This is a genomic window from Streptomyces sp. MNU76 (assembly GCF_020982545.1).
Taxonomy (GTDB): domain Bacteria; phylum Actinomycetota; class Actinomycetes; order Streptomycetales; family Streptomycetaceae; genus Streptomyces.
On the sequence record NZ_JAJKLK010000033.1, the window covers coordinates 1 to 15,345 of the forward strand.

The window sequence follows — 15,345 nt, forward strand, 5'->3', positions numbered from 1 at the left end:
AGCCCTACCAGCTCCTCGGCGATGCCCGCGACCCACTCCCGGCCCGCCCTGGTCACGACGCCCGCCAGGACAGCGAGTACATCCGCTGCGGCACGTCCTCGATCTTCGTGTGGGTCGAACCCTGCGCGGGTGGCGTCGCGTTCAGGCACTGTCCCGGCGGACCCGGATCGACTGGGCCGGCCAGGTCAAACAGTTACTGAGCGTGGACTACCCCGACGCCGAGACCGTGGTGCTGGTGATGGACAACCTCAACACACAACATCGCCTCGTTGTACGAGGCGTTCGAACCCGAAGAGGCATTCGCCCTGGCCCAACGCCTCGAGATCCACCACACGCCCAAGCACGGGTCATGGCTCAACATCGCCGAGATCGAACTCTCCGCACTGACCCGGCAATGCCTCGACCGCCGGATCAGCGACCTCGACACCCTCAACACCGAACTCTCAGCCTGGCAGAACGCCACCAACACCGACCAGCGTCAGGTGAACTGGCAGTTCACCACCCACGACGCACGCATCAAACTGCGCCACCTCTATCCCAAAAACTAGCCGCGACAGTCTACTAGAAGTTCGATGAAGATCTTGGTGAGGGTTGTCCGGCCGCCAGGCCGGACAACCCCTGTGGTCATGTAGTGGCCGGTGCGATGTGCCAGGTGCCACTGGTGTGGGTGAGTCCGAGGTTGATCAGTCGGCGGAGGTTGAGGGCGGCGGCTCGGGTGTGGAGCCAGGTGTCGTTCTTGATGGTGCCGCGGTAGCGCAGGCGCCGGTTGCCGTGGTGGACGAGCCAGGCGACGGCGCGTTCGACGGGCCGCCAGTAGTCGGCCTCCGCCAGCCGGGTCGGTGGCGGCCTGGCGGCGAGCGGCTGTCTGGAGGTTGTGGTGGGGCCGGATGGTCAGGATGCGTCCGGCCCCGGCTTTGGTGCACCGCTCGCGCAGGTGGCATCCGGCGCATAGGTCCCCGAAAGAGGCTTTTGCGTTGGTGCTGCTCCGCCGGGGTCGGACAGGGCGACGGTGTGTCCGGCCGGGCAGGTCACGACGGCCGTTTCGGTGTCGATGGCGAAGTCGTCGGTGAAGCCGCCGGGGACGGCAGGCCGCAGCGGGGCGGGTTTGAGGAACAGCTGGTGCCCGGCCTCGTGGAGGGTCTGGCGGACATCGCCGGTGGAGTAGGCGGTGTCGCCGAAGACGTCCAGCGGGTTGTCCTCGTCGGCAAGCAGGTCCAGACCGACGGCGGCCTCGTGGTGTTCGGCTCCGGAGCCGGGCCGCAGGGCGACCGCGGTGTATAAGCCGGTCTCGGGCTCGATGGCCAGGTGGGCCTTGAAGCCGTCCTGCTGGTGGCTGCGCGTCTTGTGGACGTGCCGGGCTTCTGGATCGGTGGTGGAGACCATCCGGTTGGGGGCGGTGCCCGGGTGATGCGCCAGCGTCCGTCGCGGCCGTCGGAGTCCTCGGCGGGCTCGACGTCCTGGCCTACGACCAGGGCCAGAATGCCCACCGCGTTTCTCTCCGAGAGTTGCTGTTCGGGCAGGTGGCCCAGCAGCCGCAGCGCGTCTGTGACCAGGGCGTCGACCAGTTCGGCGCGGGCCTGCTCGTCGTTCCAGGCGATGCGGGCTTGCCGGGGTCGGTGTAGTCGTGCGCGGTGCACTGGCAGCGGCGACTGCGCCGGGGACCTCGCGGATCACCGCGCGGACGGCGGCGATGATCTGGGTGACGGTGTCCTGGGTGGCGACCGCGTCGTCCAGCACGGTGGAGTCCAGTGCCCGGCGGTGCTTGCCCTTGAGGACGCCGGTGGCTTTCACGACCTCGCGCACGGCGTCGAAGATCCGGTTCGGGCGGGCGGAGCGGGACAGCCGCATGGCGGAAGTAGGCCAGCAGCGACGGGTCGAATGCCATGTCGTGAAGTCCCAGGCCGCATGCGGCCTTCCAGCGCAGGTCGCACCGCAGTTCCTGGACCGTCTCGAAGTCCGACAGCCCGTGCAGGGCCTGCAAGGTGATCGCGGCGGCCAGGATTTGTGGCGGCATGCTCGGCCGTCCGTTCACCGACGGGTACATGTCCGCGAACATCTCAGCCGGGAACAACTCGCCGCGATGCTCGGCCAGGAACGCGAACACGCTCCCGGCCGGGATCAGATCCCGGCAGGTTTCCCACACGTCCGGCCCGACGGTCTCGCCGACCCACTCGCCCATCGCCACAAGACGAGTCTGGCCGCTGACGCGGCAGGGCCAAAACCCAAGATCTTCATGAGCCTTCTAGGCTTGTTCTTTTTCTTTCGGTCTCGAACGGTGTCTCGAACTGGGTCGCTCACCTGGGGATTCGCCGGACGTGGGGGCGGCCTTCGTCTGATCCTGTGCTCCGACCAAGGTGCACGTGACCACGACGAAGGCCGTGAGGGTGAGTCTGCTGCGTGATGCTGTCCGGAGTGAAGCGTTCGCGGAAGCGTCACGCTTCCGGGGCGAGTTCTACGAGTGTCTGACGGCTCGGCGCGACGAGTTGTTCGAACTCACCGACGCGGTGCTGTGTGCGGAGGGCGGTGAAGTCCCCGGTGGATCTGACGCTGCTGCCCGAGCATCGTCGTGGGCACGGCGCGATGTACGGCGGACTGAACCACGGACGGATCGATGTCGGCCGGCTGCGGACCGTGCTGGCCGGGCTGTCGCTGCCGCGTTTCGACGGCGGGCGCCTGGTCCTGGCGGTCGACGTGTCGCCGTGGCTTCGCTCGGACGCGCCGTGCTCGGCCGAGCGGCTGTTCTGCCACGTATACGGCCGCGCGAAGACGGCGTCACAGTTCATTCCGGGCTGGCCCTATTCCTTCGTGGCCGTGCTGGAGCCGGGCGCCACGTCCTGGACCGCGATCCTGGACGCGGTCCGGCTCGGCCCGGCGGACGACGCGACCGCCATCACCGCCGCCCAGCTGCGGGGCGTCGTGGAGCGGCTCGTCACCGCTGGCCAGTGGCAGACCGGGGACCCGCATATCGTGATCGTCAGCGACGCCGGCTATGACGTCACCCGCCTGGCGTGGGTCCTGCGTGACCTGCCCGTCGAGCTGGTCGGCAGGGTCCGGTCCGACCGCGTCATGCGGTTGCCGAAGCCGTCCCGCCGGCCGGGGACGAATGGCCGGCCGCCCAAGCACGGCCCGGAGTTCCGCTTCACCAGGCCGGAGACCTGGCCCGAGCCCGCGATCACCACCGTCACCGACACCAGCAACTACGGCAAGGCCGAGACTCAGGCATGGGACCGAGTCCACCCAAGGCTCACCCACCGCTCGTCCTGGCTCGACCACGACGGTGAACTACCCCTGGTTGAGGGCACGTTGATTCGACTGAAGGTCGAGCACCTGTCAAAGGAACGAGACGCGCCGCCGGTGTGGTTATGGTCCTCGAAGACCGGCGCCACCCCGGACGATGTGGACCGTTTCTGGCAGGCATTTCTCCGTCGATTCGATCTGGAGCACACCTTCCGCTTCGCAAAACAGACCCTCGGCTGGACCACCCCGAAGCTCCGTACTCCCGAGGCGGCGGACCGCTGGACCTGGATCCTGATCGTCGCTCACACCCAGCTCCGGCTCGCCCGACCGCTCGCTACGGACCTCCGCCGGCCCTGGGAGAAACCCACCACCCCGGACCGGCTCAGCCCGGCCCGGGTCCGCCGGGGGTTCAGGAACATCCGCGCTCACCTCGCCTGCCCGGCCCGCGTTCCCAAACCCCAAGGCGCCGGCCCCGGACGCCCACCCGGCGCCAAGAACAGACACCGGGCACCCCGCTACGACGTCGGCAAGACCGTCAAACGCCCCGAGACCCTCAAGGCCATCGGCAAGCCCGGAAGATCTTGGTAGATAAAGAACAAGCTAGGTGTATTGACCCGCAGGGTTGTTCACGCGGGTCAATACACCTAGGCCCCCGGGTCGGCGATCCGGTCCGCGAGACCGCCGACCTCGCGGACGAAGTAGCGGTGCCCGAGCGACCGGTAGACGTCGTCGCCCCGGACCTGCGAGATCGCCGCGGTCTCCAGCAGCGCCAGCAGGCCCAGGCCGATCACCGCCGCCTCGGCGTCGGAGACGGACTCGCGCGCCTTGCGGATCAGGCGCACCAGCTCGTTCAGCAACTCCGTACGACTCTCCTGGCGCAGCGCTTCCGCTTCCTGGCTCATGCCCGCCGACGACACGAAGAACACGGTGGCGGCGGAGCGGTGTTCGCCCAGCCAGGCCAGCAGCGTGGTGACCGCCGCCCCCACGTCCGAGCCGGGCTCGTAGGCCGCCGTGAGCGCCTCCAACTGCTCGCGCAGCCCGGACGCGAACCCCCGCATGGCTTCCGACAGGACCTGGTCCTTGGAGGAGAAGTGGTAGTACACCGCCGCCGAGGTCATCTCGGCGCGAGCGGCGATGTCGGCCACCGTCACCTCGTCCGGCGGCTGCGTGGCGAACAACTCCGTGGCCGCCTCGATCACCCACTGCTTGCGCGACGGACGATGGGCGGCGCGGGTTCCGGATGTCGTCATGGTGTCAAGTATGCCGTCACCTGGTTCTTCAGGAGGCACGCAGGTTACTGGAACTATGTGGGGTGGGCGGCCGGAGTTACTGGATAGAATCATCAGTACCCAGGGCCCGAGGACGCGGGGGCCACGGCAGTCGGCAGGGAGCAAGATGGCCACCACGAAGAACGGCAAACAGCCTGCCCACCGACCCTCGCGGCGGCAGCACATCATCAGCGCCGCCGTGCGGGTGTTCGGCCGCAACGGCTTCGCCGAGACCAGCATCCAGGACATCGCCGACGAGGCCCAGGTGGTCCCCACAGCCGTCTACTACCACTTCGACGGCAAGGACGAGCTGCTGGAACTCGCCATGCGCCGCGTCTTCGACCAGCTGAACGAGGTCGTGGAGGCGGCCCGGCCGGCGACCGAACCGGGTGACGCGGAGAGCCTGCTCCGAGTCATCGACGCCGTGTGGGAATGGGTGGAGCAGAATCCGGACGAGGCCCGCATCTACCAGGTCCAGGTCGCCTCCGCGAGCGGCAACGTCAAGGTGCTGCGGGACGAGTTCGAACAGCGCCACATCCAGCGCGGCTACGACTATCTGCCCGAGGGCACCACACGCAACCCCAGGACGGCGAAGGCCCGGCACGCCGCGCAGGCGCTCGCCGTCCGCACGCTGATCAGTACGACCATGCTCGTCACCGCCCTGCGGGCGGAGGGAGGCCCACTGTCCCAGCTGCCCTCCCGGGCCGTACTGGAGGCGGTCAGGTCGCTGGCGCTGCGCATCGTCGCCGCCGAGCAGACCCCCACGAAGCCGGCCGGGGCACGCGTCTGAGGCGGCCGTCAGGACCCGTGCACCTCAACCGTCAGGACCGAGCACGCGCTGATGCCGGGTGCCCCGTAGACGTGGGTGAAGCCCACTCGGGGACCGCCCGGCACCTGCAGACCGGGCGCCCTGCCCTGCAACTGCCGCACGACCTCGTGGAACTGCCGCAGCCCCGACGCGCCGACGGGCTCCCCGCCCGCCAGACAGCCGCCGTCGGTGTTGACCGGAATCCGGCCCGTGGGCTCCGTGGCCCCGGCGGCCAGCAGCTCCTCCTGTTCACCGTGGCCGCACAGCCCGGTCTCCGCCAGGTGGATCAGTTCCGATCCGCTGTCGGTGTCCTGCAACTGGGCGACCTGGACGTCCGCCGGCCGCACCCCCGCCGTGCGGAAGGCCGCCCGAGCGGCGTCGACGCTGGGGCTGTGGTGCGGTCCCGGCGGCAGCCAGGGCGAGAACACCTCGAACGAACCGAACCGCCGGGTGCGGAACGCCAGCGACGCCAGTCTGACCGGCCGTTCGCACAGATCGAACGCCCGGTCGCCGAGCGCGAGGACCAGCGCCACCGCGCCCTGGCCGGGCGAACAGAACATGTACTGGGTGAGCGGGGGACTGACCTCGGCGGAGTCCAGGATCTCCCGCTCCGTCAGCGGCTTCCGCCGCCAGGCCAGGGGGTGGTGCGAGCCGTTGCGGAAGGCTCGCGCGGCGACCGTCGCCAGCGCCCGCTCCGAGATCCCGTGCTCGTACAGGTACCGCTGGGTCTTCAGTGCGAAGAACTGTGTCGTCAGCATCATCCCGGTCTCGGCGTACCAGTCACCCAGCCCGTAGCGCGCCGCGGAGACATGGAACGCCCCCCGCTCGTGCTTGTCGAACCCGACCGCCAGGCCCAGGGAGGCCTCGCCCGCCCGGAGCGCGTTGGCCACCGAGAGCACCGTGGAGGCGCCGGTCGCGCAGCCGTTCTGCACGTTGACGAACGGCACCCCGGTCAGGCCCAGTCGGCCCACCAACGTATCGGGCTTGCCGGACACGTCGGAGCCGCCGGCCGCGTAGCCGATGTCCTCCCAGGCGACGCCCGCGTCGGCCAGCGCCTCGCGCACCGCGTGCTCGGCCATGTCCATTGCGGTGACGCTCTCGTCGCGGCCGAAGGGACGCATGCCGCATCCGACCACGTAGACCTCCTGCGCGCGGCTCACCGCCCGGCCTGCCCGTCGGAGCGGAAGGCGAAGGTCAGTACCTCGGTTCCGTCCTCGTCGTGAAACGCCGGGACCGTGGTGAGCCGGACCGGCAGCCCGATCCGGATGTCCGCGCGGGGCACCGCCAGCCGCGCCTCGACCAGCACCGGGCCGAGGTCCACATAGCCGACGTGGTACGGCTGGTAGCCCCCGGCCGGCGGCCGGTACGGCGGCTTCGGTGGGAACGCCTGGAGCGTCCACGACCAGATCCGACCCCGCACCGGCAGCGCGTGCGCGGACATGTTCCCGGCCGGACACTGGGGGCACGAGGCCTGCCGGGGGAAGACGACCGTGCCGCAGTGGCCGCAGCGCGCTCCCACGAGCCGCGCCGGATCCACGCTGTCGAACAGGTTCTCGTCGATGAGTCTGGTGGTTCTCATGCGCCCGCCTTCCACGTCACCAGCCCAGCAGCCCGGCGAGCCGTTCCCGATGGTGTGCGGCGCCGCCCAGCAGGACCGCGTCCGACTGGGCGCGCCGGAAGTACAGGTGCGCGTCGTGCTCCCAGGTGAAGCCCATCCCGCCGTGGAACTGCACGCACTCGGCGGCGACGGAGACGAACGCCTCGCCGCACCACGCCTGTGCCACCGCCGCGGCCTCGGCCAGCGCCTGCGGCGATCCGTCCGCCCGGACCGCGCGGACCACGGCGGACCGTGCGGCCTCGACCTGGAGCAGCATGTCGGCGCAGGCGTGCTTGACGGCCTGGAAGCCGCCGATGGCCCTGCCGAACTGGGTCCGTTCGCGCACGTGCGCCACCGTCATGTCCAACGCGGCCTGCGCTCCGCCCAGTTGTTCGGCGGCCAGAGCCACCAGGGCCACGTCCAGGGCGCGGGAGACGATGTCCGCCCCTTCGCCGCCGACGGTCAGCGGCCGTGCCCGCGCAGCGGAGAAGGTGACCACCGCCTGCCCTCGGCTGAGGTCCAGCGTGGGCACCCGGCGCACCGTGACTCCCGGCCCACGGGGGTCGGCCAGGAACACGTCCACACCGTCGGGCCCGGCCGCGGCCACCACCAGCGCCTCGGCGTCGGCGCCGTCGAGGACGAACGGCGCGGTGCCCTCCAGCAGCGGGACGCCGCCCCGCCAATGGACGGCCACCGGCACGGCATCGGCCCGCCACGCCCCGTCGGGCGCGGCCACCGCCAGCGCGTGCACGGTGCCCTCGGCCAGGGCCGCCGACGCCTCGTCGGCGGTACCGCAGCCGGCCAGCACCTGCCCGGCCAGCACGGTGGAGGAGAGCAGCGGAACCGGTGCGAGTGTCCTGCCCAACTCCTCGCAGACCGCGGCGATCTCGGCGAGGCCGCCGATGCCTCCCGCCGCCTCCGGCAGGCCGAGCGCAGCGAGGCCGACCTGCCGGCCGAGGGTGTCCCACAACCCGGCGTCGATGCCGGGCGCCTCCTCTGACAGCCCGCGTACCGCGGTGGTGCCTCCGGCGTCCGCGCACACCGACCGAACGGTCTCGCGCAGGTCCGCCAGCTCTGTCTCCGACAGGGCAGCCGCCCCGGTCATGGTGCTCGTCATCGTGTGCTCCCGCTCTCGTCGCGCCGTTCCGCGTCCCCCCGTCGGTCCAGGGCACTGTGCGCGGCCGCCATCCGGGCCACCGGCACGCGGTGCGCGGAGCAGGAGACGTAGTCGAGGCCGAGGTCGTCGCAGAACGCGATCGACTCCGGATCCCCGCCGTGCTCACCGCACACGCCCAGCTTGATGCCGGGCCGCACGTCCCGAGCCCGCTCGACGGCCAGGCGGATCAGGGCCCCCACCCCGTGCGGGTCGAGGTGTGCGAACGGGCTGGCGGTCAGGAGCCCGCGTTCCTGGTACGCGACGAGCACCTGCCGTTCGACGTCGTCCCGGGAGAACCCGTAGGTGAGCTGCGTGAGGTCGTTGGTGCCGAAGGAGAAGAACTCGGCGTGCCCGGCGAGTTCACCGGCCAGGAGCGCGGCCCGCGGGGTCTCGATCATCGTGCCGAGCCGGTACGGGACCCGCACCCCGGTGCGGGCGGCGACCGTGTCGGCGGCACCCCGCACATATGTGGCGGCGGCCGCGAGCTCCTCCGGCAGGCTGACGAGCGGGATCATCACCTCCAGCTCCGGCCGGACCCCGGTGGCGGCGACATCCGCCCAGGCGGCGAAGAGGGCCTCGGCCTGAGCCGGGTAGAGCCTCTCGTGCAGCAGGGCCAGCCGCACACCGCGCAGCCCGAGCATCGGGTTCGCCTCGCGCAGCGCGGCGGCCCGCCGCTCCTCGTCCGAGTCGAGGGCCTCCCCGGGGGCGGGCAGGAACTCGTGCAGCGGGGCATCCAGCAGGCGCACGGTCACCGGGCGGTTCCCGGCCGCGGCCAGCAGCGCGCGGAAGTCCTCGTGCTGGGCACGCTCCAGCGCCGACAGCGCCTCGTCGCGGGCGGCTGGGTCGGCGGCCAGGAGCACGCGCCGGATCAGCGGCAGCCGCTCGCCGAGGAACTGGTGCTCCGTACGGCACAGCCCCACACCCTCCGCGCCCAGCGCCAGGGCCGTGTCCACCTCGGCGGCCGTGTCGGCGTTGACCCGCACACCCAGTCGGCGCACGCCGTCCGCCCACTCCAGCAAGGTGGACAGTTCGGGTGGCGGTCCGGCCACACTGACGCGCAGCGTGCCCGCGTACACGGCGCCGCTACGGCCGTCCAGCGAGATCGGGTCGCCCTCACGCAGCACCCGCTCCCCGATGCGGACCGTCCCGGCGGCGAGGTCCACGCGCAGCCCCTCCGCGCCGCACACCGCCGGTGTGCCGGCGCCCCGAGCCACGACGGCGGCATGCGAGGCGATACCGCCGCTGCCGGTCAGCACGCCGGCGGAGACCAGCATCCCGGGGACGTCCGCCGGTGTCGTCTCACCGGCCACGAGCACGACCCGCGTGCCGTGCGCGGCCAGTTCGAGGGCACGTTCACTGGACAGCACGGCAGCTCCGGTCGCCGCCCCGGGGGACGCGGGCAGACCCCTCGTCAGGAGCTCCTCCCCACCGGTCAGCCGTAGTTGCGGGTGCAGCAGTTCCTGCACCTGCGCGGGAGTGATCCGCCGGACGGCCTCCGCGCGGCCGAGTGCCCCGTCACGGGCCAGGTCCGTGGCGAGGCACACCGAGGCCCGCAGCGGAGGGCGCAGCTGCGGCGAGGCGGCGAGCAGGGAGATCTCGTCGTCGCGCACCTCGAAGTCGACCGACACCGGCGCGCGCAGATGCCGCTCCAGGGTGAGCAGGGAGTGCTCGAGGAGCGCGGTGCCACCCGCGAGCCGGTCCAGTGGCTCTGCGGTGTCCGGGGGCGGGGCGCTGCGACGCACCCCGCGGAAGAACGAGCCCCGCGGGGCGAGACGCCCGGTCTCGGGGTCGCGGCTGGTCGCCGTGCCGTAGCCGGAGCGGTCGGCCGGGCCGATGCGCAGGGCCTGGACATGCAGGGCGACGGCCAGGTCGGCGGGGAGCCGCTGGGTGCGGCGGGATCTCCTCGCACGCGGCGAGTCCCACCGGGCGAGGAGGGCACGGGCGGCCAGCGCGAGCTGCCCCGCCGGCTCGTCGGGGAACGGGCGGGACCCGTGTTCCGCCGCCAGCGACAGCAGTACCTCCACCCGTGCCCGTGGCGTCGGCGTGTCCAGGAGCGCGTCGTCGAGCACCGCGCCGGGCACGTCCAGGGAGTACTCGGCGATCATGCGCACGGTGTCGGCCCACACCTCGTGCAGCGCGTCCGCACGCCCGATGACGGCGCACAGGTCGTTGGCACGGGCCGGGGTGACGCCGAGACAGGCCAGGTCGGGCGGCAGTCCGGCGATCTCGGTCGGCGCGCTCGCCGAAAGGCGCAGCAGCAGCGGCCGGGACGTGTCCTCGATGCGCCGACCCGAAAGCTGTTCGACCAGGTCGACGGCGGCCCGGGCGGTGTCGGGATCGCACAGCGACCCGGCGGCGCCGGCGGGCACGGTGAGCCCCGGCACGACCGGCAGACCCAGGGCCACCAGGCGGTCCATCGCCGCCCCGTGCGCGCCCAGTTCGTCGGCATCGAGGCCCCGGGTGCGTCCCTGACCGTAGGGCACCAGGGGTCGGCCGGCCGTCCCGGACGGCGCGACGGACAGCCGGGACTGTGCGAGCGGCCCCGCCTCGCGGTCGGTGACGCTCACCCCCTGCTCCCTGTGACCAGCTCCTCTTCGAGGGCCTCGTCCTCGGCCCTGCTGATGCCCAGGACGAGCAGCAGCTCCTGGTGCAGCCGCATCCACACGGTGTGGTAGGAGTCGCACAGCGGCGAGGCCAGCCACTGCGGCGCGCCGTCGTCGAAGCGGTCGAGGGCCTCCTCCAGGGCCGTCAGGTACCGTCCGCTGCCCGTGAGCACCCGGTCCAGCCTGCGCAGCACGGGCTGAATCGCCTCGTGCACGTCTTCCAGCGACTCGCGCACCCCGGCGTCGTACACCTCGTCGTGGTGGTCGTTGACCGAGCCGTCGGGGCGGCACTGCCACGCTGTGCACACGTCACGGATCTTGCGGTTGACCGGCAGGAACGCCTTGTACGCCGCGGTGATCCGGTCCTCCTGCTCGGAGCCCGGGGGGACCCGCAGGATCCGCGCGGCGGCCGTCTTGGCGCGCTCGGTCGGCAGCACCACCGGTCCCTTCACCATCGCCAGCCCGGCGTCGACCAGCGGGCGGTGCTCGGCGTCCGGTCGGCCACGCCACATACCGCGCAGAACGAGGTCGAGGACACCTTCGGTGAGGGTCTCGTCGAATGCGTCCGGAAGGTCCACGGCAGCAGATTGCATCGCCACACCATTTCCCCGGTTCTGTGGTGACCGGTTCCTCGGTTCTGTGTTGCCCGGAGGTTACGCCCCGGCGGGCACGTTAGTGAAGAGGAACTCAAGAAACACTTTCCGTCTGCCTGGCCCCCGCCCGGCCGTCATCCGCCTTCGGACGGCTGCCCGCGGCGAGGAACGACGCCATGCGGTCCTGCGCCTGACGGCCGTCGGCCAGGGCGGCGATCAGCCGCGCCTCCTCGGCCAGACGCAGGCGCAGCTCCTCCCCGTCGCCGACGCGCAGCAGACCCTTCGAGGCCCGCAGCGCGTCCCCGGCGCCGGCGGCCAGATCGGCCGCGATCCGACGCGTCGCGTCGTCCAGCTCCCCGTCGTCCACGGACCGGGAGACCAGGCCCCAGCGTTCGGCTTCGTCGCCGGTCAGGACGCGATTGGTGAGGATCAGGTCCGCCGCCCTGCGGGGGCCCAGCAGGCGTGGCAGGAACCATGAGGCCCCGCAGTCCGGTGTGAGGCCGATCGCCGTGTACGCCAGCCGGAACCGTGCCGACCGGGCCGCCACGACGAGGTCACCCACCAGGGCGAGGCCGACCCCCCCGCCCGCGGCCGCGCCGCGCACCGCCGTCACCAGCGGCACCGGCAGTTCGTACAGGGCCTGTACCGCGGCGTGCGCGGCACTCGCCACGGCGTGCACGTAGCTGCCGGTCCGCGCACCGCGGCCGGCGAAGGCACGCAGGTCACCGCCCACGCAGAAGCTGCCGCCCGTCGATCGCAGCAGGACCGCGCCGCCCGGGTCCGCGGCCACCTCGGCGGCCGTGTCCCGCAGCGCCTCGGCCGTCCCCAGATCCAGGGCGTTTCCCCGGCCGGGATCGTCCAGCCTCATCTCCACGACTCCGTCGGGGTGCCGGACGATCCTGACCGGCTCGGTACCTGCAAGGACGCTCATCACGCTTCTCCTGCCGTCTTCCCGTCGCCGGGTGCTTCCCGGCAAGATACTGAAGACGCTATACAGTTTCCATGATGCGGGCGGGTACCGAAGCCCGTACGCCCGGCGGCGGGAGGCCACGTGCCCATCCAGTTCGATATCGATCCGGCTGTCGCGCAACTTGCCGCGTCCACCGCCGAGTTCGTTCGCGAGATCGTCATCCCCGCCGAGCGCGAATGCGGCGGGTCCGTGCACGACGCCCCCGAGGCACTGCGGGAAACCCTGCAGAAAGCCGCCCGGGAGGCGGGGGTGTTCGCTCCGCACGTACCGAGGCGCTGGGGCGGACACGGGCTCGACCTGCGCGGCCAGGCGGTGGTGTTCGAAGCGGCGGGCTACTCGCTGCTCGGACCGCTGGCGCTGAACTGCGCGGCCCCGGACGAGGGCAACATGCACCTGCTGGAGAAGGTGGCCACCGACGAGCAGAAGCAGAGGTATCTGGCTCCGCTCGCCGCGGGCGAGGCCCGCTCCTGCTTCGCCATGACCGAACCCGCTCCGGGAGCCGGCGCCGATCCCCGCGCCCTGCGGACCACCGCGACCAGGGTCCCCGGCGGCTGGCGCATCGACGGGCGCAAATGGTTCATCACCGGCGCCCAGGGTGCCGACTTCGCCATCGTCATGGCCCGGACCTCCGGCAGCCCCGGCGACCCGGGCGGCGCCACCATGTTCCTGGTCGACGCGGACACCCCCGGCATGCGTCTCGTCCGGTCCATCGAGACCCTGGACGAGTCGCTCTTCGCCGGGCACAGCGAGATCGTCTTCGAGGCCTGTGTGGTGGGGGAGGACCAGGTGCTCGGCGCGGTGGATCACGGCTTCGAAGGTGCCCAGGTCCGGCTCGGCCCCGCCCGGACGACCCACTGCATGCGCTGGCTGGGAGCCGCCCGCCGCGCCCAGGACGTCGCACTGGAGCGGGCCGGCAGCCGGATGGCGTTCGGCTCCGCGCTGGGAGACCTCGGCATGGTCCAGCAGATGCTGGCCGACTCCGAGATCGACATCGAGGCGAGCCGCGCCCTGATCCTGCGCACCGCCTGGGAGCTGGACACCGGCTCCACCGCCGCCTCTCAGCTCACCTCGGTGTCCAAGACCTTCGTCGCGGAGGCGGTGAACCGGGTCGTGGACCGGGCGGTGCAGATCTGCGGAGCGCTCGGCATCTCGGCCGCCGACGCCCCGCTGGCCCGCCTCTTCAGGGAGGTCCGGCCGTTCCGCATCTACGACGGCCCCTCGGAGACCCACCGCTTCGCCATCGCGCGCCGCGCGGTACGGCCCTACCGACAGCCACGCCCGACCACCGCCGACGGCTGACCGTGCAGCGGGGCGCCTGACGAGAGCCCTGCCCGGCCGACCGAGGCGATGTTTCCCCGTTTCCCCACCCGAAGCCCGGCTCGTCCGCCGCAGCACTCCAGGCGATCCGGTGCGCCTGGAGTGCCGACGTGGTCGCGTGACCGTGGCGGGCTCGGCCTTCCGCCGAGCCCGCCACGCCGGCTCCCTCCTCCCGGAGCCGGACTCGTGTCACGCCGTCAGCGCTGCAGTGTCAGCAGACCCGGACGGTAGGGCAGGAGGCCGTAGTCGCCGCCGGAGTTGGGGTTGCGCCCCTGGTAGAGCAACTGCAGATTGCAGGGATCGACGGTCATGGTCTGATCGGCACTGGTGCGGATCAGTTCGCCATGGCTGATGTCGTTGGTCCAGGTGGCGCCACTGTTGGCCTTGCCGGCGAAGGGATTGCTCTCGGTCGCGGCCTGGGGCGTCCATGAACCGTTCAGACTGGTGGCCGTGAACGAGCGGAAGTACCGGCCCTGCGAGCCGATCGCCTCGACGATCATCAGGTAGCGGTTCTGGCCCTGGAGCTTGTACACCTGCGGGGCCTCGAACAGGTTGTTCGTCGTGTCGCTCATGATCGTCGTGTACGAGGATCCGAAGCTGCCCGGGAAGTTCCCGATCGGCATACTGGCCCGGTAGATCTTGCCGTTGTCGCCGGCGAAGAACAGGTACATGTTCGTCCCGTCGGCGATGAGCGTCTGGTCGATGGGGCCGGTTCCGGAGCCGGAGATGCTTCCGGTGAAGAGCGGCTGCTCGGCGGACCAGCCGTTGGGGTTGGTCGGGTCGCTCGACGTCCGGTAGGAGAAGGCGGTCCTGCCCCACTGGTAGGCGAGCACCCAGACGTTCTTCGGCGCGAAGTAGAAGAGCGTGGGTGCGACGGTGGAGGACGACATCGCGTTCTGGCCGGCCGAGCCCATCTCCGACCAGTTGGTGAACGGGCTGAAGTTCATCGAACCCCACCTCGTGCCCGTGTCGTGCGTGGTCGCGTAGACGAGTTGCCTGCCGTTGTGGGGGACGACGGTGAAGTCCTTGAGCGAGACCCAGCCGGACCTGGGCTGTGCCAGCGCGCCCGTCGACGACCAGCGGTACGACGACGGAAGGTCGCACTGGCCGGGGGTGCCGGAACCGACCTTGACGAGCTGCCACTGCTGGTTGGTGCCGCCCCAGTCGTCGTACTGGACGACGTTGGCGTTGTCCGCGGTGGAGGAGCCCTGCACTTCGAGGGCCTTGTTGCTGTGGCGCGAGATGAGCCGGACGTAGCCGTCCGAGCTGTCCGCCAGCCGCCACTGCTGGTTGGCGGCGTTCAGGTCGGTCCACTGGACGATCGAACCGCCGTTGGAGGTGGACCAGTTGTAGAGGTCCAGCACCTTGCCCGAGTGGCGGGACTTGATGCGGTAGTAGCCACCCCCGGCATCGACGAACTGCCACTGCTGCTGGGCCTGATCGTTTCTGGTCCACTGGGTGATGCGGGCGCCGTCACCGGTCGCCATGTTGTATACGTCCAGGGCCTTGCCGCTGTTGCGGTTGACCAGCACATACGAGGCGTTGGGGTCGACGGTCGCCGCGCTCGCGGGCTGGGCGCCGAGGAAGGTGACCACCAGCACCAGAGGCGCGAGAGCAGCGAGTAAGCGTCTCAGGGGGACCGGGGAGGGGCGGCGAAACCGCATCAGGGGCCTCCTTTAGGGGCGGGTGAGGTGACGCCGATGAACCGCGGAGCGGCCGTATCGAAGGCAGGAGGGCTTCGAAACATTCGAAGCTATTCCCGAACCTTGTCGGCACAAGCTAGGAATGCAAAGCCC

General features: G+C 71.2%; 11 protein-coding genes and 3 pseudogenes. 5 read left to right on the forward strand and 9 right to left on the reverse strand.

Annotated elements, in window-relative coordinates; all coding sequences use genetic code 11:
* Positions 1 to 200: pseudogene (locus tag E4N62_RS47400) on the forward strand (hypothetical protein); the annotation flags it as partial.
* A 60-nt stretch (positions 201 to 260) separates the two neighbouring features.
* Positions 261 to 548, forward strand: a complete 288-nt coding sequence (locus tag E4N62_RS47405; RefSeq protein WP_308186478.1) for a transposase — start codon at positions 261 to 263, stop codon at positions 546 to 548.
* A 76-nt stretch (positions 549 to 624) separates the two neighbouring features.
* Here E4N62_RS47405 and E4N62_RS47410 read toward each other — a convergent pair.
* Positions 625 to 2,179 (reverse strand): annotated as a pseudogene (locus E4N62_RS47410) (IS1182 family transposase).
* Positions 2,180 to 2,384: 205 nt separating this feature from the next.
* Between E4N62_RS47410 and E4N62_RS47415 the strand changes: the two are divergent.
* Positions 2,385 to 3,825 (forward strand): annotated as a pseudogene (locus E4N62_RS47415) (NF041680 family putative transposase).
* 56 nt (positions 3,826 to 3,881) lie between these two features.
* Here the strand turns inward: E4N62_RS47415 and E4N62_RS47420 are convergent.
* Positions 3,882 to 4,487, reverse strand: coding sequence for a TetR/AcrR family transcriptional regulator (locus tag E4N62_RS47420; protein ID WP_230224716.1), 606 nt, complete (start codon positions 4,485 to 4,487; stop codon positions 3,882 to 3,884).
* 145 nt (positions 4,488 to 4,632) lie between these two features.
* Between E4N62_RS47420 and E4N62_RS47425 the strand changes: the two genes are divergently transcribed.
* Positions 4,633 to 5,295, forward strand: a complete 663-nt coding sequence (locus E4N62_RS47425; RefSeq protein ID WP_230224717.1) for a TetR/AcrR family transcriptional regulator — start codon at positions 4,633 to 4,635, stop codon at positions 5,293 to 5,295.
* 8 nt (positions 5,296 to 5,303) lie between these two features.
* On the opposite strand, the gene E4N62_RS47430 is transcribed toward E4N62_RS47425, so the two are convergent.
* The 6 genes from E4N62_RS47430 to E4N62_RS47455 all read right to left on the reverse strand — a co-directional run bounded on the left by E4N62_RS47430 (position 5,304) and on the right by E4N62_RS47455 (position 12,193).
* Positions 5,304 to 6,473, reverse strand: coding sequence for a thiolase family protein (locus E4N62_RS47430; protein ID WP_230224718.1), 1,170 nt, complete (start codon positions 6,471 to 6,473; stop codon positions 5,304 to 5,306).
* Positions 6,470 to 6,892, reverse strand: a complete 423-nt coding sequence (locus E4N62_RS47435) for a Zn-ribbon domain-containing OB-fold protein (RefSeq protein ID WP_230224719.1) — start codon at positions 6,890 to 6,892, stop codon at positions 6,470 to 6,472. The genes E4N62_RS47430 and E4N62_RS47435 overlap by 4 nt, the downstream gene beginning before the upstream one ends.
* Positions 6,893 to 6,908: 16 nt before the next feature.
* Entirely contained in the window at positions 6,909 to 8,027 is a 1,119-nt protein-coding gene (locus tag E4N62_RS47440) for an acyl-CoA dehydrogenase family protein (protein WP_230224720.1), read from the reverse strand.
* Entirely contained in the window at positions 8,024 to 10,633 is a 2,610-nt protein-coding gene (locus tag E4N62_RS47445) for a putative PEP-binding protein (protein ID WP_230224722.1), read from the reverse strand. Before E4N62_RS47445 ends, E4N62_RS47440 begins: the two co-directional genes overlap by 4 nt.
* On the reverse strand, positions 10,630 to 11,247 hold the full coding sequence (locus E4N62_RS47450) for a hypothetical protein (RefSeq protein WP_230224724.1): 618 nt from the start codon (positions 11,245 to 11,247) through the stop codon (positions 10,630 to 10,632). Before E4N62_RS47450 ends, E4N62_RS47445 begins: the two co-directional genes overlap by 4 nt.
* Before the next feature lie 109 nt (positions 11,248 to 11,356).
* Positions 11,357 to 12,193, reverse strand: a complete 837-nt coding sequence (locus E4N62_RS47455; RefSeq protein ID WP_230224726.1) for an enoyl-CoA hydratase/isomerase family protein — start codon at positions 12,191 to 12,193, stop codon at positions 11,357 to 11,359.
* A 120-nt stretch (positions 12,194 to 12,313) separates the two neighbouring features.
* Between E4N62_RS47455 and E4N62_RS47460 the strand changes: the two genes are divergently transcribed.
* A complete protein-coding gene (locus E4N62_RS47460; RefSeq protein ID WP_230224727.1) occupies positions 12,314 to 13,531 on the forward strand; it encodes an acyl-CoA dehydrogenase family protein in 1,218 nt (405 codons plus the stop codon).
* A gap of 215 nt (positions 13,532 to 13,746) precedes the next feature.
* Here the strand turns inward: E4N62_RS47460 and E4N62_RS47465 are convergent, their stop codons facing one another.
* Positions 13,747 to 15,213, reverse strand: coding sequence for a non-reducing end alpha-L-arabinofuranosidase family hydrolase (locus tag E4N62_RS47465; protein WP_230224728.1), 1,467 nt, complete (start codon positions 15,211 to 15,213; stop codon positions 13,747 to 13,749).
* Positions 15,214 to 15,345: the final 132 nt, after the last annotated feature.

Bases quoted from the DNA above. Each gene is read 5' to 3' on its own strand.
- E4N62_RS47420 (WP_230224716.1), bottom strand. From the start codon at position 4,487: ATGACGACATCCGGAACCCGCGCCGCCCATCGTCCGTCGCGCAAGCAG.
- E4N62_RS47425 (WP_230224717.1), top strand. From the start codon at position 4,633: ATGGCCACCACGAAGAACGGCAAACAGCCTGCCCACCGACCCTCGCGG.
- E4N62_RS47435 (WP_230224719.1), bottom strand. From the start codon at position 6,892: ATGAGAACCACCAGACTCATCGACGAGAACCTGTTCGACAGCGTGGAT.
- E4N62_RS47440 (WP_230224720.1), bottom strand. From the start codon at position 8,027: ATGACGAGCACCATGACCGGGGCGGCTGCCCTGTCGGAGACAGAGCTG.
- E4N62_RS47455 (WP_230224726.1), bottom strand. From the start codon at position 12,193: ATGAGCGTCCTTGCAGGTACCGAGCCGGTCAGGATCGTCCGGCACCCC.
- E4N62_RS47465 (WP_230224728.1), bottom strand. From the start codon at position 15,213: ATGCGGTTTCGCCGCCCCTCCCCGGTCCCCCTGAGACGCTTACTCGCT.